The sequence below is a fragment of the Amycolatopsis thailandensis genome, assembly GCF_002234405.1.
Classification (GTDB): domain Bacteria; phylum Actinomycetota; class Actinomycetes; order Mycobacteriales; family Pseudonocardiaceae; genus Amycolatopsis; species Amycolatopsis thailandensis.
On the sequence record NZ_NMQT01000075.1, the window covers coordinates 29275 to 54344 of the forward strand.

21 protein-coding genes are annotated in these 25070 nt (G+C 68.4%); 12 read left to right on the forward strand and 9 right to left on the reverse strand.

Annotated features, from left to right (window positions below; genetic code table 11):
- Window positions 1–53 precede the first annotated feature (53 nt).
- A complete protein-coding gene (locus CFP71_RS21835) occupies window positions 54–773 on the forward strand; it encodes a GAF and ANTAR domain-containing protein (protein WP_244199775.1) in 720 nt (239 codons plus the stop codon).
- A gap of 137 nt (window positions 774–910) precedes the next feature.
- Entirely contained in the window at window positions 911–1480 is a 570-nt protein-coding gene (gene pspAB, locus CFP71_RS21840; RefSeq protein ID WP_244199776.1) for a PspA-associated protein PspAB, read from the forward strand.
- 15 nt (window positions 1481–1495) lie between these two features.
- Here pspAB and CFP71_RS21845 read toward each other — a convergent pair whose 3' ends face one another.
- Window positions 1496–1765 (reverse strand): hypothetical protein, encoded by a 270-nt coding sequence (locus CFP71_RS21845; RefSeq protein ID WP_093935765.1) that lies wholly within the window; start codon window positions 1763–1765, stop codon window positions 1496–1498.
- Window positions 1766–1998: 233 nt separating this feature from the next.
- On the opposite strand from CFP71_RS21845, the gene CFP71_RS21850 reads away from it, so the two are divergent.
- The 4 genes from CFP71_RS21850 (at window position 1999) to CFP71_RS21865 (ending at window position 9394) form a co-directional block, all read left to right on the forward strand.
- Entirely contained in the window at window positions 1999–2886 is an 888-nt protein-coding gene (locus tag CFP71_RS21850) for a universal stress protein (RefSeq protein WP_244199777.1), read from the forward strand.
- Between the two features lie 79 nt (window positions 2887–2965).
- Complete coding sequence (locus tag CFP71_RS21855) at window positions 2966–3646, forward strand: response regulator (protein ID WP_093935767.1); 681 nt, start codon at window positions 2966–2968, stop codon at window positions 3644–3646.
- A 77-nt stretch (window positions 3647–3723) separates the two neighbouring features.
- Complete coding sequence (locus CFP71_RS21860) at window positions 3724–4758, forward strand: PAS domain-containing sensor histidine kinase (RefSeq protein WP_093935770.1); 1035 nt, start codon at window positions 3724–3726, stop codon at window positions 4756–4758.
- 49 nt (window positions 4759–4807) lie between these two features.
- Window positions 4808–9394, forward strand: coding sequence for a HAMP domain-containing protein (locus tag CFP71_RS21865; RefSeq protein ID WP_244199778.1), 4587 nt, complete (start codon window positions 4808–4810; stop codon window positions 9392–9394).
- On the opposite strand, the gene CFP71_RS21870 is transcribed toward CFP71_RS21865, so the two are convergent.
- Window positions 9303–9677, reverse strand: coding sequence for a response regulator (locus CFP71_RS21870; protein WP_093935824.1), 375 nt, complete (start codon window positions 9675–9677; stop codon window positions 9303–9305). The two genes, CFP71_RS21865 and CFP71_RS21870, sit on opposite strands and share 92 nt — an antisense overlap.
- A gap of 101 nt (window positions 9678–9778) precedes the next feature.
- The gene (locus tag CFP71_RS21875; protein WP_093935825.1) at window positions 9779–10084 is read right to left on the reverse strand and encodes an ANTAR domain-containing protein; all 306 of its coding nucleotides are present in this window, start codon (window positions 10082–10084) and stop codon (window positions 9779–9781) included.
- A 190-nt stretch (window positions 10085–10274) separates the two neighbouring features.
- Here CFP71_RS21875 and CFP71_RS21880 point away from each other — a divergent pair, with 190 nt between their 5' ends.
- Entirely contained in the window at window positions 10275–10907 is a 633-nt protein-coding gene (locus CFP71_RS21880; protein WP_167406224.1) for a response regulator, read from the forward strand.
- 13 nt (window positions 10908–10920) lie between these two features.
- Here the strand turns inward: CFP71_RS21880 and CFP71_RS21885 are convergent, their stop codons facing one another.
- On the reverse strand, window positions 10921–11898 hold the full coding sequence (locus CFP71_RS21885) for an Acg family FMN-binding oxidoreductase (protein ID WP_093935772.1): 978 nt from the start codon (window positions 11896–11898) through the stop codon (window positions 10921–10923).
- 129 nt (window positions 11899–12027) lie between these two features.
- Here CFP71_RS21885 and CFP71_RS21890 point away from each other — a divergent pair, with 129 nt between their 5' ends.
- Window positions 12028–13770: a GAF domain-containing sensor histidine kinase gene (locus CFP71_RS21890; protein WP_093935773.1), complete on the forward strand. Its 1743-nt coding sequence runs from the start codon at window positions 12028–12030 to the stop codon at window positions 13768–13770.
- Between the two features lie 6 nt (window positions 13771–13776).
- Here CFP71_RS21890 and CFP71_RS21895 read toward each other — a convergent pair whose 3' ends face one another.
- Entirely contained in the window at window positions 13777–14073 is a 297-nt protein-coding gene (locus CFP71_RS21895) for a dsRBD fold-containing protein (RefSeq protein ID WP_093935826.1), read from the reverse strand.
- 155 nt (window positions 14074–14228) lie between these two features.
- On the opposite strand from CFP71_RS21895, the gene CFP71_RS21900 reads away from it, so the two are divergent.
- Entirely contained in the window at window positions 14229–15185 is a 957-nt protein-coding gene (locus CFP71_RS21900; RefSeq protein ID WP_093935774.1) for an Acg family FMN-binding oxidoreductase, read from the forward strand.
- 132 nt (window positions 15186–15317) lie between these two features.
- On the forward strand, window positions 15318–16277 hold the full coding sequence (locus tag CFP71_RS21905) for a DUF6528 family protein (RefSeq protein ID WP_093935775.1): 960 nt from the start codon (window positions 15318–15320) through the stop codon (window positions 16275–16277).
- 182 nt (window positions 16278–16459) lie between these two features.
- Here CFP71_RS21905 and CFP71_RS21910 read toward each other — a convergent pair whose 3' ends face one another.
- The gene (locus CFP71_RS21910; RefSeq protein WP_093935776.1) at window positions 16460–17458 is read right to left on the reverse strand and encodes an alpha/beta fold hydrolase; all 999 of its coding nucleotides are present in this window, start codon (window positions 17456–17458) and stop codon (window positions 16460–16462) included.
- A 79-nt stretch (window positions 17459–17537) separates the two neighbouring features.
- Window positions 17538–18515 (reverse strand): GlxA family transcriptional regulator, encoded by a 978-nt coding sequence (locus CFP71_RS21915; RefSeq protein ID WP_093935778.1) that lies wholly within the window; start codon window positions 18513–18515, stop codon window positions 17538–17540.
- 341 nt (window positions 18516–18856) lie between these two features.
- On the opposite strand from CFP71_RS21915, the gene CFP71_RS21925 reads away from it, so the two are divergent.
- Window positions 18857–19483: a hypothetical protein gene (locus CFP71_RS21925; RefSeq protein WP_093935782.1), complete on the forward strand. Its 627-nt coding sequence runs from the start codon at window positions 18857–18859 to the stop codon at window positions 19481–19483.
- Between the two features lie 14 nt (window positions 19484–19497).
- Here CFP71_RS21925 and CFP71_RS21930 read toward each other — a convergent pair whose 3' ends face one another.
- Window positions 19498–21567 (reverse strand): AMP-binding protein, encoded by a 2070-nt coding sequence (locus tag CFP71_RS21930; RefSeq protein ID WP_093935783.1) that lies wholly within the window; start codon window positions 21565–21567, stop codon window positions 19498–19500.
- Window positions 21568–21822: 255 nt separating this feature from the next.
- Here CFP71_RS21930 and CFP71_RS21935 point away from each other — a divergent pair, with 255 nt between their 5' ends.
- Window positions 21823–22563: a flavin reductase family protein gene (locus CFP71_RS21935; RefSeq protein WP_244199780.1), complete on the forward strand. Its 741-nt coding sequence runs from the start codon at window positions 21823–21825 to the stop codon at window positions 22561–22563.
- Here CFP71_RS21935 and CFP71_RS21940 read toward each other — a convergent pair.
- On the reverse strand, window positions 22512–25052 hold the full coding sequence (locus tag CFP71_RS21940; RefSeq protein WP_093935785.1) for a P-loop NTPase fold protein: 2541 nt from the start codon (window positions 25050–25052) through the stop codon (window positions 22512–22514). The two genes, CFP71_RS21935 and CFP71_RS21940, sit on opposite strands and share 52 nt — an antisense overlap.
- Window positions 25053–25070 lie beyond the last annotated feature (18 nt).

Consider the following 25070-nt stretch of genomic DNA (forward strand, 5'->3'; position numbering starts at 1 on the left):
GATCGGCCATCTGGTCGTTGCCGGGTCTCCTGGTGCGGGCCAGAATCGCATTGGTGAACAGCTGGCGCGAGCAGATCGCCTCTGGGGTGGACAGGGAATCCGCGGTCTGCGCGGCATTCGCGAGTTTGACCGTGAGTGTCACGGAGGATCTGGGGCCGGATCGGGTCGTGGACACGCTGTCCAGCGAATGCGTGCGGCTGCTGCCGATCGATTCGATGGAAGTCTTCTTGCCGGGGCTGAAACTGGAACGCTGTCCCCCGGTCGTCGAGGAGGGGCCCGCGCTCGAGTCCTTCGAGACCGGGAGTGAGGTCGCCGTCGAGAACCTTCCCGCCGAGATCCGGCGCTGGCCCGGCTACGTGGCGAGAGTGGTGGAACAGGGCTATACCGCGGTTTCCGCGATCCCGATGCGCGCGATGGAGGAAACCATCGGTTCGATAGCGTTGCTCAGTGCCGAAACCGCGGTTCTGAGCGCCGAAGACCGCCGGCTCGGCCAGGCGCTCGCCGACGTCGCCGCCCTGTGTCTCCTGCAACAGCGGGAATTGCACCACTACCGGACCCTTTCGGGGCAGTTGCAGAACGCGCTCGACAGCCGGGTGATCATCGAGCAGGCGAAAGGAATGCTCGCCGAGCGCGCCGGTGTCGACCTCGGAGCCGCCTTTCAACGCCTGCGAGCCTTCGCCCGGAGTTCGAACAGGAAGGTTTCCGAGGTGGCGCGCGAGTTCGTGGCGGGTACGCTGGACAGCGAGAAACTTCTTCGGCGCCGGAACCGGTGACAATTGCCGGGAAATACCCCGGCAATCGCTGGTAGGGCCGTTGGTCACCGGAACCGGGGACTTGTCCCGGTGAACGCGCGACCGTGCGGCCCTAGGGCGCGAGGGCCCGATCGGAAAAGCTTCACGCAGAGGAAAGGATGCGTGAGGTCATGGCGCTGCTGGCAAGCCTACTCGGGAAGAGTCGTTCGGTGCGGCCGAGCCTGCTTCCGTTGCTGGATTTGAGGTCGGCGGTGCTGACGCTGCGGTCCGGGTACGGGCTGGCGCCGACCGGGTCGGGGACGGTCTGTTTCGTCGCCGAAGGCCGGCCGGGCGAGGGGACGGAGGCGGAGATCGTCGCCGGACTCGCCGGGGACTCGGCCCGCCGCAACCTGGTCACCCACGACGCGCACGGGCGGACGATCGTGCGCTGCTGGCGGGAGAACGGGGATCTGGGCTGGCTCCTCGACGATCTCGTCGACGTCAACGAGAGGCTGGCTCAGGCCGGGTTCGCGTCCTGGTTGCTGCACACGACGGTCGACTTCGCCGAGTTGCGGGACATGCGTCACCCGAGGCTGACCATGGTCTACCGACGGGAACGCGGCACCTTCTACCCCTATGCCCCACGCGGCACCCGCGGCCGGGATCGCGCGATCGAACTGAAGATCCGCTCGTCGCTGATCCGGATCGTGCCGATGGAGTCCGACATCGGCCGGTGGCGTCCGGTGTGACGGACGCCCGCCCGGTCAGCCGGCTACGCCGCTGAGCCAGCCGCGTAGCCGCTGGACGCGCCGGTCCCGCGTGGTCCATCGCAGGACGTGGTATCGGCGCCGGGTGGCGGGCGCCGTGTCCTCGAGACGCCGGACAGCGGCGATTACCTCGTCGAGTGGCGGAACGTGGGTCTCGGGTCGAGCCACCACTCGCGGCAGCTTTTCGAGTTCGGCGGAGACCAGCGGCCAAGTGGTGCCGGCGTGCGTGCCGGGACGGCGGCGGGTCTCGGCGATTCTCGTGGTCACGTCCCGATCACCCTTTCCGCGCGAGGATTCCGACTGTTCGTCACCTTCGACGATGCGGTATCGCGAGCCGTCGCGGTCAGCGCCGAAGGTTGTGCCATCGAGGGCACAAAGACCCCTCTCGGTCGCCGGACGGGTACCCCGGGTCACGGGTTGGCGTCGAACCGGCAGGACCGGCGGGGGCGGTGGGACAATGCCCGCCGGAACTTCCGTCCTCGTTCTGGGAAAAGGACTTCATGCCCTGTGCCGGCGCCGCGCCGGAGGGCAGGCTGTCGGCGGACGTCCGCCGGTTCCGGCGGCGGGACGGGAGGCCGGTGATGACCGGGATCCAGCGGCGCACCGCCGTGGTCGTCGGCGTGGACGCCTCGCAGTCGTCCCGGGCGGCGGTGCGCTGGGCGGCGGGTGAAGCGGCGAGACGGGACAGCACGCTGAAGCTCCTCCACATCGACGGCCGCCGCTGGGAAGGTGGCGCCGCGCAGGACAACCTCGCCGCCGCGAGTGTCGCGAGGGAAGCCGAACCGGCGGTGGCCACCGAACACGAGGTGAAACCCGGCGGCATCATCGACGAACTGGTCGCGGCGTCGAGGTCGGCGTCGCTGCTGGTGCTGGGAACCCACGGGTTCGGGGCCCTGCGCGGAGCGCCGATCGGCGCGGTCGCCACGGAGGTGGCCGGACACGCGAGATGCCCGGTGGTCGTCGTCCGCGGCCTCACCGCTCCCCATCGGGGCGAGGTGGTCGTCGGCGTCGATCCGTCCGGCGACAGCGAACGTGCCCTGGGTTTCGCGCTCGAGAGCGCTTCCGCGCGGAATGCCGCCCTGGTCGTCGTGCACGCCTGGCACGACAGCGTCCTCGATGCCGGAGCCGAACTGGCGAGTGTCGAAGCGGCTGAGGAACGCGCGCTGGCGGACCGGGTGGCGGCTTGGCGCGAGAAGTATCCCGGAGTCGTCTTCCGGCTGGTGGTCGTCCGCGACCGCAACGTGGCCCGTGCCCTCATCCGGGCGGTCCCGCACGCGGGGCTGATCGTCATCGGCTCGGCCGGCGGCGGGCTCGGAAGCACGGCGCAGGGGCTGTTGGGCCGCGCGCGGTGCCCGGTCGCGCTGGTCGGTGGAACCGCACCCGGGTGAATGCGGCCGTGGGCAGGATTGATTTCCGGGAATCTGCCGGACAATGGTCCCGGCGAGACCACGAACACGGAGAAGGTGCATGTCGAACCCGACCTTTCCGCGGCCCATGCCCCCGGCCGCGGCCCCGATCCGGGTGCTGCTCGTCGAAGACCACAAGATGGTGGCCGAGGCGCTCGGCGCGGCGTTCGAGGAATTCCCGGAAATCCATCTGGTGGCCTCGGTGGAGTCCCTCTCCCACGGGATGATCGCGGCGCGGGAGCACCTGCCGGACATCGTCCTGCTCGACCGGCGGCTCCCGGACGGCGACGGGATCGAGGCGATCGCAGGGTTCCGGGCGATCTCGCCGTCGAGCCGGGTGCTCGTGCTGACCGGCGACGCGAACAGCGCCATCGCCGCCAGGATCCTGGAGGTCGGCGGGGCCGGTCTGCTGCTGAAATCGGGTCTCCTCGACGAGCTGGTCACGGCGATCCGGACTGTCGCGGCGGGCGACGTGGTCATCGAGCCGGAACTGCTCAGCGGTGCCCTCGCCATGCTGGCCGGGAACACTGGCAGGCTCGGCCCGGTGCTGACCCTGCGGGAACGGCAGGTGCTCGGGCTGATCGCCGACGGCGCGGGAACCGACCGGATCGCCGAGGAGTTGCGGCTCGCGCGGAATACCGTGCGAAATCACGTGCAGCGGATCCTGGTGAAGACCGGCACTCATTCGAAACTCGAAGCCGTCGCGCACGCGCGGAAGAATGGCCTCCTCGAACGGCCGTAGCGGTGACAGGTATCCGAGTGCCAAGCTGCACTATGGCCATGCTGCCATCGGAACAGGCGCCTGATCACCGAAACGCTGTGCTCTTCGAGTTGTTCGTGCACAGCGTCGTCGACTACGCCATTTACATGCTGGACGTGGACGGCCGCGTGATCAGCTGGAACACGGGGGCGGAGCGGATCAAGGGGTATTCCGAAGCGGAGATCCTCGGCCGTCATTTCTCTGTTTTCTACACCGAGAGGGACATCGCCGACGGAAAACCGGCCGAGGAACTGCTGATCGCGGCCGAGATGGGGAGCCACGAGGACGAGGGCTGGCGGCTCCGCCGTGGCGGTGAGAAGTTCTGGGCCAACACCGTGATCACCGCTTTGCGGGACCGGGAAGGCGCTCTCGTCGGTTTCGGCGAAGTCACCCGTGATCTCACCGAACACCGGAAATCGCAGGAGGAAACGACCGGGCGGCGACGGGCTTTCGCGCATTTCGTCCGGGCACAGGAAACCGAACGTCGCCGTATCGCGTGGGATGTTCACGACGATTCCATCCAGTCGATGATCGCGGTGAGCATGCGGTTGCAGATGCTCGCCGCGCAACGGCGGGATTCCGCGCTGGCACAACTCGACGAGGCGATTCAAGGGGCGATCCGGCGCTTGCGGATCCTGGTCGCCCAATTGCGGCCGCCCGCGCTGAACGACGACGATCTGGTCGCCTCGGTCCGCGAGTACCTCGACGACGTCGTCACCGGCTGGGGCCTGGAGTGCACGCTGCGAAACGATTTCACCGCCAAACCACCGCCCGACATCGTCGTCACGGCCTTCCGGATCCTGCAGGAGGCGCTGGTCAACGTGCGAAAGCACGCGAACGCCACCGCGGTCGAGGTCTCACTGACAGGGCAGGACGGCGGCCTTCTGGTGAAGGTGGCCGACAACGGCGAGGGGATGAAGGCGGACGTCGAGGGTTCTCGCGAAGTGGTCTCGGGCGAACACATCGGAATGGCGTCGATGCGTGAGCGCGCGGAAGCGGCGCAAGGATGGTTCCGGATTTCCAGCGGACCCGGCGAAGGTACGTCCGTGGCCTTCTGGATTCCGCTGGGGCCTCCCTGGTCCGCGCGGAATTGACGGTATCCCTCTGGACCCGCGGGGGAACCAGAACAAAGGAGGCACCTCGATGCCGGAGCCAGGAAACAAGCGCGGAGCGATCGACGACGAAGGCTTGCAGCGGTTGTTGAAGGGGCTGAAAGCCGTTCGCGACGGCGATTTCAGCACCCGGTTGCCCCAGGTGGACGACGTCCTGATGGATGAGATGGCGGTCGTCTTCAACGGGATGGTCGACCAGTTGGCGCTGTTCACTTCCGAGGTCACCCGGGTGGCGCGCGAGGTGGGGACCGAAGGAAAGCTCGGCGGCCAGGCGGCGGTGCCCTCGGTTTCGGGAACCTGGAAGGACCTCACCGATTCGGTGAACGCGATGGCGGGCAACCTCACCGGCCAGGTCCGCGACATCGCCGAGGTCGCGACCGCGGTGGCGAAGGGTGATCTGTCGCAGAAGATCACCGTCGACGTCAAAGGCGAGATGCTGGAGCTGAAGAACACGATCAACACGATGGTGGATCAGTTGTCGTCGTTCGCGGACGAGGTCACCCGGGTGGCCCGCGAAGTGGGCAGCGAAGGCCGGCTGGGCGGCCAGGCGGAAGTGCCCGGCGTGGCGGGGACCTGGCGTGACTTGACGACGTCGGTGAACTTCATGGCGGGCAACCTGACCGACCAGGTGCGGTCGATCGCCGAGGTCACCACGGCGGTGGCGAAGGGTGATCTCTCGCAGAAGATCACGGTGGACGCGCGGGGCGAGATCCTGGAGCTGAAGAACACGATCAACACGATGGTGGATCAGCTGTCGTCGTTCGCCGACGAGGTCACCCGGGTCGCCAGGGAAGTCGGGACCGAGGGCGCGCTCGGCGGACAGGCCCAGGTACCGGGGGTGGCGGGGACCTGGCGGGATTTGACGACGTCGGTGAACTTCATGGCCGGCAACCTCACCGCGCAGGTGCGGTCCATCGCCCAGGTGGCCACGGCGGTGGCAGAGGGTGATCTGTCACAGAAGATCACGGTGGACGCGCGGGGCGAGATCCTGGAGCTGAAGAACACGATCAACACGATGGTGGACCAGTTGTCGTCGTTCGCGGACGAGGTGACGCGGGTGGCGCGTGAGGTGGGGACGGAGGGGCGGCTGGGTGGTCAGGCGGACGTCAAGGGTGTGTCGGGGACGTGGAAGGGCCTGACCGAGTCCGTGAACGTCATGGCGGACAACCTGACCGACCAGGTCCGCTCCATCGCCGAAGTCACCACGGCGGTGGCGAAGGGCGACCTGTCCCAGAAGATCCGCGTCGACGCGCGCGGCGAGATCCTGGAACTCAAGGACACGATCAACACGATGGTCGGCCAGTTGTCGTCGTTCGCGGACGAGGTGACGCGGGTGGCGCGTGAGGTGGGGACGGACGGACGGCTGGGTGGTCAGGCGGACGTCAAGGGTGTGTCGGGCACGTGGAAGGGCCTGACCATGTCCGTCAATGTCATGGCGGACAACCTGACCGACCAGGTGCGTTCGATCGCCCAGGTCGCCACCGCGGTCGCGAGAGGGGATCTGTCCCAGAAGATCACCGTCGAGGCCAAGGGCGAGGTCGCGGCACTCGCGCAGACGATCAACACGATGGTCGACACCCTGTCGGCGTTCGCCGACGAGGTCACCCGGGTGGCGCGCGAGGTCGGTACCGAAGGCATCCTCGGCGGGCAGGCGCGGGTGCCGAACGTCGCCGGTACCTGGAAGGACCTCACCGACAACGTCAACTCGATGGCGAACAACCTCACCGGCCAGGTCCGCAACATCGCCCAGGTGACCACCGCGGTCGCCCAGGGCGACCTTTCCCGCAAGATCGACGTCGACGCGCGGGGCGAGATCCTGGAGCTCAAGACCACCATCAACACGATGGTCGACCAGCTCTCCGCGTTCGCCGCGGAGGTCACGCGGGTCGCCCGTGAGGTCGGCAGCGAGGGACGGCTCGGCGGGCAGGCCGAGGTCGAAGGTGTTTCGGGCACCTGGAAGCGGCTGACCGAGAACGTCAACGAGCTGGCCGGGAACCTGACACGTCAGGTCCGCGCGATCGCCGAGGTCACCAGCGCGGTGGCCACCGGTGACCTGACGCGGTCGATCTCCGTCGAGGCACAGGGTGAGGTCGCGGAACTGAAGGACAACATCAACGCGATGGTGCAGTCGCTGCGCGAGACCACGCGGGCGAACGAGGAACAGGACTGGCTCAACACCAATCTCGCGCGGATCTCGGGCCTGATGCAGGGGCATCGGGACCTGCGGGTGGTGGCGACGTTGATCATGAACGAGCTGACCCCGCTGGTCGGCGCGCAACACGGGACGTTCTTCCTCACCGAGTCCGGCGAGAACGGCATGCGGCTGCGGCTGATCACCAGCTACGGGCACAGCGAGGACCCGGGCTCACCGTCGGACTTCGCGATGGGGCAGTCGCTGATCGGGCAGGCCGCGCAGACCAAGAAACCGATCGTGGTGGACCGGACGCCACCGGACTTCGTGAAGATCTCGTCCAGCCTCGGCTCCGCCCCGCCGGTCACCTTGATCGTGCTGCCGATCGTCTTCGAGGACCAGGTGCTCGGCGTCATCGAACTGGCGTCGTTCGGGGAGTTCACCGCCGTCCGCAAGGATTTCCTCGAACAACTGATGGAGACCATCGGCGTCAACGTCAACACCATCATCGCCAACGCGCGGACAGACTCGCTGCTGGAGGAGTCCCAGCGGCTGGCACAGGAACTGCAAGCGCGATCGGAGGAACTCCAGGCGCAGCAGGCGAAACTCCAGGTGTCCAACGCGGAGCTGGAGGAGAAGGCCGAACTGCTCGCGCAGCAGAACCGAGACATCGAGGTGAAGAACTTCGAAATCGAGCAGGCGCGACAGGAAATCGAAGAACGCGCGCAGCAGCTCGCGCTGGCGTCGAAGTACAAGTCGGAGTTCCTGGCCAACATGTCGCACGAACTCCGGACGCCGTTGACCAGTCTGCTGATCCTCGCCGGCGTCCTGTCGCAGAACTCGACCCAGAACCTGACTCCCAAACAGGTCGAGTTCGCCAAGGTGATCCAGTCCGCGGGCACCGACCTGTTGCAACTGATCAACGACATCCTCGACCTGTCGAAGGTCGAGGCGGGCAAGATGGACATCCACCACGAGCCGTTCCCGCTGCGCCAGCTGCTCGACTACGTCGGCACGACGTTCCGCCCGCTGACCGCGGAGAAAGGGCTGGACTTCCAGGTCACGGTGGAGCCCGACGTGCCGGAACTGCTGTTCACCGACGAGCAGCGACTCCGGCAGGTGCTGCGGAACCTGCTGTCGAACGCGGTCAAGTTCACCGAAGACGGCAGCGTCGAGCTGCGGGTCAAGCTGGTCGACACCATCGTCTGGTCGGCGAGCGGGTCGCCGCACGAGTCACTGGTGGCCTTCAGTGTGATCGACACCGGGATCGGGATCGCCGAAGAGAACCTCGATTCGATCTTCGGCGCCTTCCAGCAGGCCGACGGCACCACCAGCCGCAAGTACGGCGGGACCGGGCTCGGCCTGTCGATCAGCCGCGAGGTCGCGTACCTGCTCGGCGGCGAGATCCGGGCGGACAGCGTGCTGGGGACGGGCAGTACGTTCACCCTCTACCTACCGGTGGCCCGGTTCACCGCGCACCCGGGCCCTGGCGGCGAGCCCAGTGCGGACAACGCCGAGGCGGAGCGGCGGGTCCTGGTGGTGGAAAGCGAGCAGAACAGCCTGCTGACCCTGCTCGCCCGCGGGGTCGCGGCCGATGTCGCGGACAGTCACGGGTCCGTCCAGGTCCGGGCGGTGGCCAGTCCGGCGGAAGCGTTCGAGGAATTGAAGCGCGACAGCTATCGCTGCGTCGTGCTGGACACCAGCATCCCCGGAACGAGTGCGTTGACCTTCCTCAAACGGCTCGCCGAAGGGCCGGATCCTGTCGAGGTTCCGGTGCTGGCGTACGCGACGCGCAAGCTCAGCGCCGCGCAGGACCGGCTGCTGCACAGCCACGCGCGGGTCCATCCCGTCGAACTGCTGCCGTCACTGGACACGCTGCGGGAGCGCATCATGCTGCACATCTCGGCCAGCGAGCTCGAAGGCATCCTCCCGCTGATGCATCAACCCGAAGGGCCTCCGGCGACCCTGGAGGAGACGGCGAACGCCGCCGATCCGCCTGCCGGACCGCCGCGTCTGCAAGGACGCAAGGTCCTGCTGGTCGACGACGACGCCCGCAACGTGTTCGCGATCTCGGGCATGCTCGAACTGCACGGCCTGTCGGTCGTGCACGCGCCCAACGGCCGCAAGGGAATCGAGCAACTGCTGTCCGACGACGACATCGACCTGATCCTGATGGACGTGATGATGCCGGAGATGGACGGCCACGCGACGACGGCGGCGATCCGCGAGATGCCGAAGTTCGCCAGCCTGCCGATCATCACCGTGACCGCGAAGGCGATGGAAGGGGACCGCGAGAAGAGCCTCGCCGCCGGGGCGAGCGACTACGTCACCAAACCCGTGAACGCGGAGGAACTGCTGGCTTGTATGGAACGCTGGCTCGCGGCTGACGTCCGGGCTACTCCGTCCCGTTGGCGCTGTTCGCGCAGAGGCGGCGGATGGCCGCGACGATCTCGGTGTTCGGGCTGCCCTTCACGAGGTACTCGGTGACGCCGGCGGACGCCATCTGGGCGATGGACCGGGTATCACTGTGCGCGGAGAACGCCAACAACCGAGTCTGGGGCACCCGGCGCCTGAGCTCCCTCGCCATCCACGCGCCGCCCCCACCGGGGATCCGCACGTCCAGCACGGCGACCTCGGGGACCAGCAGTTCCGCGAGCGCGACCGCTTCTCCCGCGTTCAGCGCGACGGCGACCACGTCGATGTCCGGCTCGGTTTCCAGAAGAGCGCGCAAAGCATCGCCGATGACCGGGTTGTCGTCCGCGACGAGCACCCGGAGTCTGGGGGGCGGCGTTCGGTTCATCACCCAATCCGTGCCCGCGCTGTCGGTGGCGCCGGTGGCGGTCGCGGGCCCCCCTCCGAGCATGGCGTGGCTCAGCAAGAGATTCGTCGGTCTCCCTCGCTCGGCTGCTCGACGAGCGTCCTGGCGACGTCGTGGATCTTCATGTTGTTGTTGCGGCAGAACGAACGCAGCAGCTCGAACGCCGCGTCGATGTCGATTTGGTAACGCTCGGCGAGGATTCCCTTGGCCTGTTCGATGGGCAGGCGGTGGTCCAGCGCGTACTGCAGTTGTTCGGCCCGGGTCCGGTAGAAGCGGAGACGGTTGCGCATGGCCGCGACGTCGTCGGTCGGGTCGGGAGAGCCGGACGAAGCGGCCGGCGAAAGCGTGGTCTCGGACATGACGTGATCGTCGCAGCGGCGGAACTGCTCCGGGAAGAACAGAACGTCCTGACTCGAATGATGCAAATGAACCTGGTCCGGTCGGCGGCAGCCACTCGAACGGGTGCCTAACAGGGCCCTTTGGCCTGTCGCAGTGACCGGCCGTGCGCCGTACGCTCTTCCTTCGAGGAGGGAAACCGTGGAGGTCGGAATGCTCCGGGTGTTTCTGGTCGACGACCACGAGGTGGTCCGTCGAGGGGTCGCGGACATGCTGGAGGAGGACGCTGGACTGTGCGTTGTCGGCCAGGCCGCCACTTTTTCCCAGGCGCTGGCGAGGATCCCGGCGCTGCGACCGGACGTCGCGGTGCTCGACGTGCGGCTGCCGGACGGCAACGGCGTGGAACTCGCCAGGGAACTACGATCCAAGATCCCCGAGCTGAAATGCCTGATGCTCACGTCCTACACCGACGAACAGGCGATGCTGGACGCGATCATGGCCGGCGCGAGCGGGTACGTGATCAAGGACATCCGGGGGATGGACCTGGTGGCCGCGGTCAAGGAGGTCGGTCTCGGCCGGTCCCTGCTGGACACGCGGGCCGCCGCGACGCTCATGGCGAAGTTCCGCGACGACGCCGCCAAGAAGGGACCGCTGGCAGGGCTTTCCGAACAGGAACGCACGTTGCTGGAGCTGATCGGCGAGGGGCTGACCAACCGGCAGATCGCGGAACGGATGTTCCTCGCCGAGAAGACCGTGAAGAACTACGTCTCCCGGCTGTTGACGAAACTCGGCATGCAGCGGCGCACCCAGGCGGCCGTGCTCGCCACGGAACTGCGACGGCAGTGAGAGTTCCGCCGGCTCAGGCGGAAACGAGCGTTTCGAGCAGGACGTCGTCCAGCGGGCGGCGCGGGGTCCACGGCAGCGGCAGGCCGTAGCCGACGCGCAGCAGCACCTGTGGCCACACCCCGCAACCGAGCAGCCTCCGGAGTTCGTCGCGGGCGGCGCGGACCATGACCGGCGGCGAGATGTACGACGCGTCGAGGCCCGCGCCCGTCGCGGTGAGTAGCACGCGTTGCAGTGCCTGGCCTGCCTGGAGCCGGTCGAGCCGTTCGTCGGTCAGCGACCCGATCACCACCACCAGTGGATCCGGTCGCGAACCGTTGCCGGCGCCGCCGAATCCGTCCAGTAGCCAGCTTTCGTCGGCGGGGGAGCCGTCGGTCGCGTAGGAGGGGACCCCGTCGCGAGCCCCCGCGCCCAATCCGGTCCAGCGGGCGAGTTCGGCGACGAAATCGGGATCGGCGAGCTGGACCCGGCGGGCGCGAGAGGTGAGATCACGGAGATGACCGCACTGTTCGGCGTCGAGGCTCGGCATCCACGCGTGCTCCAGTTCGGTGGCGTGGCGGAGGGTGGCGAGCGTGGACCGCGGGACCGCGCTGGGCAGGAACGGCCGCCGGTTGGTCCGGCGGCGGGTGATCGCGCGGGCGAGCCGGGAGACCTTCGGATCGGGCGTGCGTTCCGCGACCGGGCGGACGACCGCGAGCAGATCGGGGTCGGCGCGGCTCGGCATGAGCGTCGTCGCGGGATGGAAGCCCAGTGCGTGAATCGCGGTCCGGAGGGTGAAAAGGGCGGCGCCGCACGAAAGGACGAGTTCACGCCCGTCCGGATCCGTGGCGGGGAGGATACGGCGCGGATCGGCGTGGAGTTCGATTCCGGTGCCGGCGCACCGGAAGAGCCATGGCTGGGTGTTGTGCGTCGACGGTGCGAGTGTGGCCGACCGGAGCACGGAATTCACCTGTTCGGAGTTCAAACGCCCGACCCCGGTGACTTGTATGGTCATGGTTTCCCCCGTCGCTGCGCCACGGGCATACGGTTGTCTCGATGAGACGGTCCCCGCCCGCGGTGCGAGGACGTAAGAGGAGAAAGTCACCACGGCCGTGGTTGTCCCGATCTTCGGAGGCGCAGCAGGATGTCGGGTCAGGACCGGCTCGGCGGAAGTGACGACCGGGTCACCGGCGCGCTTTCCCAGCTGCGCGTTCGCGAGGTGCTGCGGGATCTCCAGGACCGCATCGAACGGCTCATCGGCACCCGCGACAAGATGGACGGCCTGCTCGAAGCGGTGCTGGCCGTCGCGTCGGGCCTGGAACTGGACGCGACGCTGCACCGGATCGTGCAGGCCGCGATCGACCTCGGCGAGGCCACCTACGGCGCGCTCGGCGTGATCGCGGACGACGGTTCGCTCGCCGAATTCGTCTATCTCGGTATCGATGGCGACACGAAGCAACAGATCGGGCATCTCCCGAAAGGCCACGGACTGCTGGGTTTCGTCATCGACGAGGCGAAACCGGTGCGGCTGGCCGACATCTCGCGGCATCCCGCGTCGGTCGGATTCCCGCCGTGCCATCCGCCGATGCGGTCCTTCCTCGGAGTGCCGGTCCGGGTAGGCGACGAGGTGTTCGGAAATCTCTACCTGACCGAAAAACGTGGTGAGAGTTTCACCGACGACGACGAAGTGGTCGTCCAGGCGCTCGCCGCCGCGGCCGGAATCGCGATCGAGAACGCCCATCTCTACGAGCAGGCGCGGATCCGCCAGCAGTGGCAGGCCGCCACCAGTGAGGTGACCACGGAACTGCTGGGCGGCACCGACCCCGTCGAGGCGCTCAACCTGATCGCCAGCCGGGCACTGGAACTGACCTGCTCCGACCTCACTTTGCTGGCACTGCCCGGTTCCGGCAGGCTAGACGTCAGCCCGGACGGTGAGGAGGAGGCCGACGAACTCACCATCGCCGTCTGCGCGGGCGCGCGGGCGGCGGAACTGACCGGGGTGAGGATCAGCGTCGCCGCTTCGTTGCCGGGGGCGGTCTATCGCGACCGGACCCCGCGCAGTGTGCCGGAACTGGTGCTCGGTCCCGAGGGAGAACTGAGCTTCGGCCCGACGCTCGTCGTGCCGCTCCGGGCACGGGAACGCACGTCCGGCGTGCTGATGGCGGTGCGGAACCCGGACGCGGTCCCGTTCGAGCTCGCCCAGCTGCCGGTGGTGGCCTCGTTCGCCGACCAGGCCGCGCTCGCGCTCCAGCTGGCCGCGCAGCAGCGCACGGCAAGGGAACTCGACGTGCTCGCCGACCGGGACCGGATCGCGCGGGATCTGCACGACCACGTGATCCAGCGGTTGTTCGCGGTCGGTCTCGCCATGCAGAGCACGCACCGCCGTACGCACTCGCCGGAACTGCAGCGGAGGATCGGCGACAGCATCGACCAGATGCACGAGATCGTGCACGAGATCCGCACGGCGATCTTCGACCTCCACGGCGGCGAGGCAGGCCAGCAAGGGGTGCGGCTGCGGCATCGCCTCTACGACTCGATCACCGAACTCACCGACGAGACCTCGATCCACCCGACGGTCAGCCTATCCGGACCGCTCGACTCGATTCCCTTCCTGTTCGCCGAAAACGCCGAAGCCGTGGTGCGGGAGACGGTCGGCAACGTCGTCCGGCACGCGGGTGCGAGCGGTGTTTCGGTGAGCGTCGCCGTGAAGGACGACGTCCTGCGGATCGTGGTCACCGACGACGGCGGCGGGATCGTCGGCGCGCCCGGCACGGTCGGCGGGTTGCGGAATCTCCGTGACCGCGCGGAAAAGGCGGGCGGGACGTTCCTGGTGGAGACACGGGAAGAGGGCGGCACCAGGATCGAGTGGTCCGCCCCCTTGCGGTGACCGCGGTCAGTTCGCCGACTGCCCGGCGAGGAGCCCGCCGGCCTCGATCGAGCGGGCGACGTCGGAGGCGACGGTCTCCAGCAGCTCCGCGGTGAGATCCGAAAGCGCCCGCGTCACCGCGAGATAGGCGCCGATCTGGGAGTTCGAACTTTCTCTCAGCCCGGCTTCCGCCAGTCCGACACCGACGAACTCACCACCGTCTTCCAGACGGAGCAACGCCTCCGCGCGTACCCGGTACTGCTCGTGGCGCAGGGAAACGTCAATGGTCCATTTGTCCGTCATCGTCGGCTCCGTTCCGGTCATCGAGACTCCCATCGCGGCCGTTCAGGGCACAGGGTCCTAAGTCCTCGCTCCCCGGAATCGGGGGCGAAAGTCCCCGGGATTCGTGACCGGCGGCCGCTGCGGTCGCCGGATACCCCGGCCGAAGGTGGATCAATCCCCTTCCATCGGAGCCCACGATGAAGATCCCGTTGCCGAACCATGTCGACCAGGCGGTCGCGGCCGCCGTCCGCGCGCCGTCCCCGCTCAACACCCAGCCTTGGCGATTCGTCGCCGACCGGGACCGGATCGAGGTGTGGCTCGACCGCGCGCGGGTGCTCCGGCTCGCGGACCCGGAGGCCCGAGAGGCGCGTCTTTCCTGCGGTGCCGCGATCTTCAACCTGGTCGTCTCCTTGCGCTCCAACGGGAAGACGCTCTCGCTCCGGACGCTGCCGTCGCCGGACGAGCCCGGCCTGCTCGCCGAACTCCTGGTCGACGGCGATCGGTTCTCCTCACCCGAGGAGCGGAAACTGGCCGAAGCCGTCTTCCGTCGTCACACGAACCGCCGCCCGTTCCTCGACCGGCCGGTGCCCGCGTGGGCACGGACGACGTTGCGGGCGGCCGCACTGGTGGAAGGCGGGCTGCTGGAGCTGTTCGGCCGAGGCGATCGGGCGAACGCTGTCGCGCGCGTGCTGCACCGGGCCGAAGCCGCGCAGGCGCGCAACGGCGCGTTCCAGGCCGAGGTCGCGCTGTGGACCCGGCGCGTGGCCAACGCCCCGGACGGCGTCCCGGCGCCGACGAAACCGCCGTCACCACACGGGATCCCCGCGCAGGAGTCCTTCTTCTCGGCCGCCACGGAAGGCGGTGAGCCGGTGCTCGGCGCGATCCTGACCGCGGACGACGGCCCCACCGCCGACCTTCGGGCCGGGATGGTGCTGCAACGGGTCCTGCTGACCGCGACGGCGGCAGGCCTGGCGACGTCGTTCGTCGGCAGGCCGTTCGAAACCCCGGAGACGCGGATCGCGATGGACCGGATCTTCGCCGACCTCGGCCGTCCCCACGCGGTGGTGCGCCTCGGATACGGCCGCCCGATGCCGATGACGGCCCGACGTCAGGTCGGCGACGTCCTGTTGAGGAGGTCCGAGGCGATCCTCTGACTGGCCCTTCCACCTCCCCCTCGCGAGTGGTCGGCTCTCCCGTCCCCAATGTGGCATTGGGGACGTTGAGCGCCCCCAATGCCACATTGGGGGCACGCATCGCCCGCAAGACCGGCCGGATTCAGTCTCCGTATGAAGATCATGAGGAATTCCTTGACGGCGCTGGCCGTCGTGGGCCTTTCGGTCGCGGCGTCCGCGCCGGCGGTGGCGGACGCGGCCGCACGCGATCGCGGTTCGATCGTCATCACCGAGCAGGCGTCGAAGCGGATCCTGGTCCTGCCCGCCGACCGGGCCTCCTGGCAGGACCGGAAGGTGAGCTGGTCGTGGGCGCCGAACGCCGCCAACGGGCTCGCGGACCTCGCCGGATCGTGGAGCAACCCGAGCGACGCGAAGCTCGCCGAACGACAGGGCGAGAAGTACCTGCTCACCTCGGCTTCGGGCGGCTTCGCGGCCGTCGTGCCCTACCCGGCGGGGGACCGGGCGTACTGGGCCGCCAACGTAGGAGGGTCCGCCAACCCTCACAGCATCGAGCTGCTGCCGGACGGCAACGTCGCGGTGGCGGCCAGCACCGGTGGCTGGGTGCGGATCTACACCGCTTCGCAGGGACAGCGCTCGACGACTTACGCCGAGTACCCGCTGGTGGGGGCGCACGGCGTCGTATGGGACGCGGGCCGGAACGTGTTGTGGGCGCTGGGCACCGACGCCCTGGTCGCGGTGAGCGTCGGCGGCACCCCCGCCGCGCCGGTGATCACCGAGCAGCGGCGCGTACCGGTGCCGAGCAAGGGCGGGCACGACCTCCAGCTGGTCCCGCACCGGCCGGACCTGCTGTGGGTGACCACGGAAGCGGGCGTCTACCAGTTCTCGAAGACGAGCGGCGGGTTCACCCAGCGCTTCGCGGGCGCACGGGAGATCGACCGGCCGCACGTGAAGAGTGTCTCGACGAACCCGCGGACCGGACAGATCCTGACGGCTTCGATCCAGGACGGGCACCTGTGCACCTGGTGCACGGACACCGTCCGGCTGGCCTTTCCACGCGCCGAGCTGGCGCTGCACGGCGCGTGGATCTACAAGGCCCGCTGGTGGATCGGTTGAGCGGTACTTCCTGATCGGTACTTCCATGTCGGTACCGGCCGTTCGGGGGGCTGCCCGGCCGGTACCGACACACCAGAGAAGAGGGGGTCCCGTCGCGAGAATGACGCCTGGCCGCGTCTTTCACCTGACCGAGTGAATTGAGCCGTTCGGAGCGCGCCGTTGACCCGTTCGGGGTATAGGCCTCATCCGAGGAAGGTTTGCAGTTCGTCGATGACCGTCTTCGGCTGCTCTTCGGCGACGAAGTGGCCGGAACCGGAGATCTTCCGCACCCGCACGTCGGTGGCCTTGGACGGCAGGACCGCGGCGAGGTAGTCGTAGTTGAACTCCGAACCCAACCCCAGCATCGGCGCGGTGATCTTCCCGTAGGCCTTCTGGTCCTCGATGTCCTTGCCGAACGCTTGGTAGTAGCCGTTCCCGGCGCGGATCGCATCCGGACGGTCGTACGCGGCGGCGTAGATCGCCCGGTCCCGGTCGCCGACCGAGGCCGGATCGGCCGTCAGGTGATCGAGCATCCAGTCGATGAGGAAGCGCGAGCGGCCGGCCAGCAGCTGTTCGGGCAGCGTGGCGACCTGGTTGAAGGCGAACCACCAGACGTTCACCGGCTGTCCGGGCGGGGCCAGCATCGGGATCTGGTACAGGCTTTCGTCGGGATGCGAGACGTCCATGAGCGTGACGGTCTTGGTCGCGTCGGGGTGGTTGGCGGCGAAGCTGAACGCGACCATGGCGCCGATGTCGTGCCCGGCGATGTGCGCCTTGCGGTAGCCCAGCGACCGGACGAGCTCGAAGATGTCGCGAGCCATCGTCTTCTTGTCGTAGCCGCCTTGCGGCTTGCCCGATCCGCCCATGCCCCGCAGGTCGACGGCGATCACGCGGTACCGCTTCGCCAGCGTCGGCATGATCCTGCGGTACTGCCACCAGGTCTCCGGCCAGCCCGGCACCAGGATCAGCGGTTCGCCCCGGCCGCCGGCGACGTAGTGCAGCCGGACGCCGTTGACCTGGGCGTACTCGCTGCGGAACCCGCCGGGCAGGGACCGGGCGAGTTCCGCGTCGCCGGGAGTGCCGGGCTGACCCGCCTGGGCTGCCTCGGCGATGCCGCCCGAGGCGACCAGCGCGGCCGCGGCACCCGCGCCGAGGGTGAGCATGGACCGGCGGTTGAGGAAGGAACGGCTGTTTTCGGTCATGCCGTTGATCGTGGCCCGCCGCGGTGCCCGGCCGTGAGCGGTGTTTTCGCCAACGGGGGTCGGTTTTGAGACAGTCCGTTCAGGACAGCATCGGTTCGAGGACCCCCAGCCTGGTCCCGAACGTCTCCCGGTAGGCCACCGGGGTCACCCCGACCTGCCGCCGGAAGTGCGGCCGGAGCGCGGCGGAGGAGGAGAACCCGCAGTACCTGGCGATCTCGTCGACCGGCAGGTCGGTGGATTCGAGCAGCTGCTGTGCGCGGATGACCCGCTGGTGAGTGAGCCACGTACCGGGCGCGGCGCCGGTGATCTCGCGGAACCGGCGGTCGTAGTTGCGCCTGCTCATATGCGCCCGCCTGGCGAGCTCCTCGACCGGGAGCGCGGCGTCGAGCCGGGTGAGCGCCCAGGCCATCGTCTCCGACACCGGGTCGCCCTCGTCGAGTTCCGGCATCGGCGATTCGATGTACTGGGCCTGCCCGCCGGGCCGGTGCGGCGGCACGACCATGCCCTTCGCCAGCCGGTTCGCCACCTCAGCGCCGCACCACGAGCGGATGAGGTGCAGGCCGAGGTCCATCCCGGCGGCGCCACCGCCCGCGGTCAGGATGTCGCCGTCGTCGATGTAGAGCACCGATTCGTCGAGCCGGACGGCGGGGAACCGGGCGGCGAGCAGCGGCGCCATCGCCCAGTGCGTGGTCGCGGGGCGCCCGTCGAGCAGCCCGGCGGCGGCGAGCACGAAGGCGCCGCTGCACAGTCCGGCCACCCGGGCACCCCGGTCATGGGCCGCGCGGAGCGCCTCCAACGCCGCTTCCGGCGGATCCTCCATCGGCGACCGCCAGTTCGGGACCAGCACCAGGTCCGCGTCCCGGACGGCGTCGAGGTCTTCGGGGACCGGGACGGTCAGGCCGCCACCCCGCAGCGCGGCGTCCGGTTCGCCGCCGACGACCTTGAGTTCGAGGTCGGGCAGCTCCCCGAAGGCCGAGGCCATTTCGAACACCCCGAACGCGAAGGACATCGCGCCGAGCGACGCCCCGTTGAAGACCACCACCGCCAGCCGTCTCATGGCCCGATTCTAAAGACCGTCGAGAGTGGACATGACGCTTTTCGAGGGATAGGCGAGGTGGCTTTCGGTGCGGGTGGTCGTCGCGGCCGAGCGTGGGTCCGGGTCCGTGAAGGTCTCCTTGCCTACCCTGAGGGTAGTGAAGGAGGCCTTCACTGCCCTCGCGATCGCCGCGAACGCCCCAGCCGCACCAGTAGTCACAAGGGCTGCGCGTGAAGGCCCCCTTCCCTCGGCTTAGCCGAGGAAACTCGCCCTTCGCACCTCCGTGTCTGGAGCTGGTTTTCGACTGTCCGAAGGGGACGGTAGATTTCCGGCGCACAGGTTGCTCGGGGAAGGAATCATCGATGTCGTATCCACAGGGACCGCAAGGACCGCAGTGGGGCCAGGGTCAACCGCAGCAGGGCTACCCCCAGCAACCGCCACCCCAGCAGTACCCGCAGCAGCAGTACCCCCAGCAGGGTTACCCGCCACCGGGCTACGGCGCGCCGCAGTTCCCCGGTCAGCAGCCGCCGAAGAAGGGCAACGGCCTGTTGATCGGGCTGATCGGCGGCGGTGCCGCGCTCGTGGTGGTCGTCTTCGTGATCCTCGCGTTCGTGGCACCCGGTTTCCTGTTGAGCGACAGCAAGTCCTCGAAGACCGCGAGCGCGACGCAGACCCCGCTGAGCCTCGACTGGGGGCCGGTGCTGGCGGGCAAGTTCATGCTCGCGGTGTTCGGCGACGAGCCCGACAAGGCCGCCGAGTCGGCTTGCGCGGACGCCAAGGACAAGGTCCGTCAGGCGGCGAAGGAGTACGGCGATCGCAACGCGTCGCTCACCGCGAAAGACCCGCGTGAGGCGAGTCCGGACCTGATCGTGGTGACGATGTCCGGAACGCTGAACTACGAGTCGGAGTTCACCGGGACGATGGAGGTCCGGCGGGAGGCGGGCGACAAGTACTGCATCTCCTCGGTTTCGCCGGTTCCCGCGGGCTGAGTCCACAAAGGACGCTACTGGTCGATCGGCCAGGTCTCGTCCTTCAGCAACCGTTTGAGCACCTTCCCGGTCGCGTTGCGCGGCAGTTCCTCCACGAAGTACACGTCCCGCGGCACCGCGAAGCGGGCCAGCCGCCGGTGGATGTACGCGCGGACGTCCTCCGCGCTCATCCGGGCACCCCGTTTCGGGACGATGTACGCCGCGAACCGTTGCCCGAACTCGCGATCCGGCACACCGATCACGGCAGCTTCGTGGACGCCGGGCAGCGCGACGATGGCTTCCTCGACCGGGCGAGGGGACACGTTCTCCCCGCCGGACACGATCATCTCGTCCGCCCGGCCGGTGACGAAGAGGCGCCCCGAGGCGTCCTGGTAGCCGACGTCGCCGGTCGCCATCAGCTCTTCCGCGCGCGGCACGCTGGCGCCGTCGGTGTAGCCCTCGAACAGCATGTCGTTGCCGACGAAGATCTGTCCTTCCCAGCCCGGCGGGACCCGGTTGTGGTCGTCGTCGAGGATGGCGACGCGGGTGCCGGGCGGGCAGCGGCCGGCGGTGGTCGGCGCGGCGCGGAGGTCCTCGGGGGTGGCGATGCTGGCCCAGGAAACCTCTGTCGAGCCGTAGAAGTTGTAGAGCACATCGCCGAAAGTGTCCATGAACTCGGTGACGATCGTCCCCGGCAACGCGGATCCGCTGCTGGCGACGATCCGCAGCGACGACAGGTCGTACCGGGTGCGGATCCGTTCGGGCAGATCGAGGATGCGCTGCAACATGATGGGGACGGCGAACAGCACGCCGCAGCGGTGTTCGGCGATGGTCCTCAGGATCTCTTCGGCGTCGAAGCGGCGGATCAGCGACAACGACGCGCGGACGGCCATCCCGATCTGCATCCCGGCCAGCCCCCAGCTGTGGAACAGGGGCGCGGCCACCACGAAACGGTCTCCGCTGTGGAGCGGGATGCGGTCCAGCATGGCGGCCGACGTCGCGAGGCCCTTCGGCGTCGGACGACGTGCGCCCTTGGGGGTGCCCGTGGTACCCGAGGTGAGGACGACGAGCCTGCCGATCCGGTCCGCCGGTTTGAGTTTGGTGGCGGGCACCCCGGCGATCAGCTGGTCGACCGTCGGGTAGCCGTTCTCGGTTTCCGGCCACGTGGACAGCCTCAGGAAGTCGCCGGGGATCCCCGCGATGACCTGTGAGAACTCGTCGTCGGCGAGCACCGCGACCGGTTTGTGCAGGCCGACGACGTCCGCGACGGCGCCGGCGGAAAGCCCGGTGTTGAGCAGGATCGCGTCCACGCCGAGCTTGCTGCACGCGATGAGCGCCTCGACCATCGTGGCGTGGTTGCGGCACAACAGGGCGATCCGGTCGCGGGAGCGGACCCCGCGCGCCGCGAGCGCGTTCGCGAGCTGGTTGCTGCGATCCGCCGTCTGCTTGAACGTCCGGACGTTGCGTTCGTCGTGCAGCGCGACGTCGTCGGGCACCCGGGCGGCGTTGGCGCCGTAGCCGCCCGCGACGGTGGCACCCCATTGCGACAGCGAGGTCAGCTGACGGGCGATCTTGTCCGGCCGCGCGGCCGCGATCACCCCGGCCTTGATCAGCGTGCTCGCCGTGTGCAGCGTGGTCGCCTTGGTGGGCGCCGGTTCCTCCTGGGGTGACGCCGCCCGCCCCGAAAGGTGCAGATCGATCCGCCTGGCCATCGCGCGGACGCCGCGTTTGAACGACGAGGCGGACACCAGATGCGAATGCTTCGCCGGGAGCATCAGCTGCGCGAGGAGTTCCGTACCGCCCTCGGCGGTCTGCCGCAGCTCGATCGAGACCCAGTTCCCGTCGTCCTCGACGCCGCACCAGACGACGTGCTCACCCGGCCGCCAGACCCGGGCCTCGATGTCGCCGACGACCAGCGTGCCCGGCCGCGGTTCCAGCCGGACAAGGCACTTCGGACCGCGTCCGCGTTCGGCGGGCTGCTGAATCTCGCACCAGCTGACCTCCGCGACGAACCTCGAGTAGGACTCGGGATCGCCGATGACTTCCCAAACCTGGCCGGGAGCATGCCCGAGAATCGAGCTCGCCTGGACCACATCGTCTCGCATGCGATTCGCCTCACCACGCGCGTTCGGGTGTTGACCGGGCAGCTGCCGGCGCCTCCTTCGTCGTTCGAGTTCGGCGAACTTACCAGCAATCGGCCGAACGCAATACTCCGAACGATCGCGGGTTCGCGCTCGCCCAAGGGAACCACTTCGGAAAGGGTAAGCGCTCGGGCGGCGGGAAGCCGTCTGGCGAAAGCGTTGATCGCGACGTCCGATTCACGCCAGCCTCTCGGGCGAGACCCGGCGAAGCTGGCGAACGTGACAGTTACCACCTCGGCGGCCGAGGCCGCGCACACCCGTATCGAGCCCGGAATTCTCTATTTCGGCACCCCTGTGGTGCTCCTCTCGACGGTCGACCAGGCGGGTACCCCGAACCTCGCTCCGATGTCATCGGCGTTTTGGCTCGGGTGGCGCGGCATGCTCGGACTGGGCGCGAAATCCAAGACCGCGCAGAATCTCATGCGCAACCGTGAATGTGTTCTGAATCTCCCTTCCGACGCCATGGCGGCCGCCGTCGACAGGCTGGCGCTGACCACCGGCTCGGATCCCGTCCCGGACCGCAAGTACGAGCGGGGTTATCGGTACGAAGCGGACAAGTTCGGCAAAGCCGGGCTCACTCCCGTCGCGTCGGAAACGGTCGCGCCGCCGCGGGTCGCGGAATGTCCGGTGACGATGGAGGCCGTCGTCGAGGCCGTGCACCCTCTCGCCGAGGACGACGCGGCGCAACGCGGCGGGATCCTCGTGTTCGAGGTCCGCGTGCAGCGCGTTCACGTCCACGACGACGTGCGGATGCCGGGCACCGACGACCGGATCGACCCGGATCGCTGGCGGCCGCTGATCATGAGCTTCCAGAAGCTCTACGGCCTCGGCCCGCAGGTCCACCCGTCGACGCTGGCGAAGATCCCGGAGCGGCTCTACCGGGGGCCCGACATCGAGCGGTCGCGGAATCAGTCGTCGCGGGCGAACGAGAACCGGTTCACCAGCGGCAGCCAGCGCTGATAGGACGCGGCCCGCTCCGGCCACGATCCGCCGGACAGGCCGCGTTCGAGCTTCGGCCGCAGTTCGTGGTCGTTCAGTCCCGACACGACGTCGAGCGCGTTGTCGTCGGGGTCTGCCCCTTCGAGGACGGCGAAGAACCAGGAGACCGCCTCCGGATACCCGACCAGTACGGACAGCAGCACCATCACCGCGCGGAACGGCGCCTCGCGGCTGCCGTCGGCGAGGAATTCGGCCAGATCCTCTCCGGCGAGGCGAGCCCGCAGGAGGCGATACAGGTTCAGGAGCCTTTTCGCGGCCCGCGGGGAACGGATGAGCGGGGCCAGCGTCGGCAGGAAATCCAGTTCCGCCGGCGAGACCACCAGCCTAGGAGGTCGAAGGTCTATTGTGGACTGTCCGGACGACGGTGGCGGTGCTTCCTCGCGACGAGGAGGCTCCACCGCGACCGGAGCGCGGTCGCCGGTGGCCTGATCCGTCCGGGCGGGCGCGGGCTCCGGTGCGGCGTCCTGAACCTCACTGGCGGCGAGCCCGCGCACGAGCCCCGCGAACCCTGGATCGTCCATGGGGGACAACGTGAACGGCACCTGGAAGATCTTCTCGAGGTAGTTCTCGGCGAAGGTTTCCGGGTCGTCGCCGAGCATCTGCTCGTAGTGCTGCTCGACGGCCTTCTTGAGCCACCGCGGGTCGACGCCCACCACGACGACGAACACCGGCAGCGCCAGCAGGAGATGGATGGCTTCCAGGACCTGGACGACGACCTTGGGCGGGCAGCGGTCGAGGTCGTCGATGTAGAGGACGGTCCGTTCGATCTTCCCGGAACCGTGCGGCACCTCGGCGAGCATGGTCGCGAACGTTTCAAGATCCTTGCGCAGCAACGAGACCACGCCCAGATGTTCGACGTAGTCCGAAACCCGGGACTCGGCGAACGACACGAGGTCCAGCCCCGGCGCGAGCTCGGTGACGGCCTTTTCGAGCCGTTCGGATTCGGCGTCCAGTTCGGCCAGACGCCGCTCGGTCTCCTCGTCTTCGTCGGACGGGCCGCCGAGTTTGTCGAGCGCCTCGTGGATCCGGCCCGCGCTGGCGCGCATCCGCAGGACCACGGTGAGCGCGGAACTCACCAGGGTGAGCCCGCCGAGCACGCCGGAGACCTGCGACCGGCCGACGAGCAGCGTGACGACCAGGACCGTCACCAGCCCGCCGATCAGGACCAGCAGGGGCACCGGATCCTGGCGCAGCCGCCGCCAGAATTCGGCGACGTCCGAACGCAATCCACCGGTCTCCTGCGCCAGTCGTTCGAGATCTTCGGCCGTCGGCCGGTCGACACCGAGCCTGGACGCGATCCACGCCTTGTCCGTTTCGGTGAGGCTGTCGAAGACCGCGCGGACGTACTCACGCGGTTTACGCCTCCTGCGGTTCGCTTGTTTCTGTTGCGCTGTCAGGGTTCTGCGTTCGAGGCGGACCGCGCTGAGCCTGCCGAGGAGGGTCTTCTCGGTCTTGCGGCGTTCCGCGAGCGCGTCGGCCTGGCGCTGAAGGTCGTTCTCGGCACCGCTCGCGGCGAGGTTGTCGAAGATGTGGGTGGCGAGGCTGGCGAGAAGGTTCGCTTCGCTGTAGTGCCAGGCGTTGAAGCTGATCTGGCGGACGCTGGAACAGTAGGACGACACGGACTTCCCGTGCTCGTCGGCCGCGATCTCGGCCTCGTGCGCGGAATCCGCGAGGTCGCGGACGCGCAGTTGCATCTGGCGCATGAAGAAGCTCTTGCCGGAACCCCAGCTGCCGAACAGGCCGATCGACAGGGGAGGGGTGATCATCCGCGAGACCACCAGGTCGGCGAGCATGCGGACGTCGGTGCCGATGCCGAGACGGTCGACGCCGTCGTCGGTGTCGGGCCGGTAATCGGCGACGTGCGAGGCGAACGGGTCTGGAGTCCGGACACTATGGTAGACGGTACTGTTCAGGACGACGGCGATTTCGTCGATCGCGTGGACAGGCTTCAGGCCGGGGAACATCGCGTCGGCTAACTCGCGCTCCCGATCCGAGAGTTTCGGGTTCACCCGGAGAACAAACGGCCGAAGTTCGTCAATCGCCGCACGCAGGCCTGGGTGCTCGTACTGGCTGTCGCCGACGAGGCCCAGAACTCGGCGCGCAGGATCCCTGGCCAGCCATTTGGCCACTGCGGCGGGGTCGCGTCCGAGTGTTTGAGGCAGCTTCCTGTCGAGCCAGAGCACCGCCGGGCCGTCGCTTTGGTCCGTCGTGAGATCGTCGATCTCCGGCTCGATGACCAGTTCCGTTCGGCTATGCGTGGCGCTCAAGGCTTCCCAGGCTGACCGCCTGGCACCTGAATAGACCTCGTAGACGATGAGGGTGAACTGCACGGTCTGGAGCGCCTCGGCGAGCGGCCGGTCGATGTCCCGGGGAAGGTAGGGGCCCGGGTTTTCCCCTGGTTTCTTGCCCACCAGCAGAATCGACGGATCGACGTCGCGCACCAGCACCATCCGTGCTCCCCTCCCAAG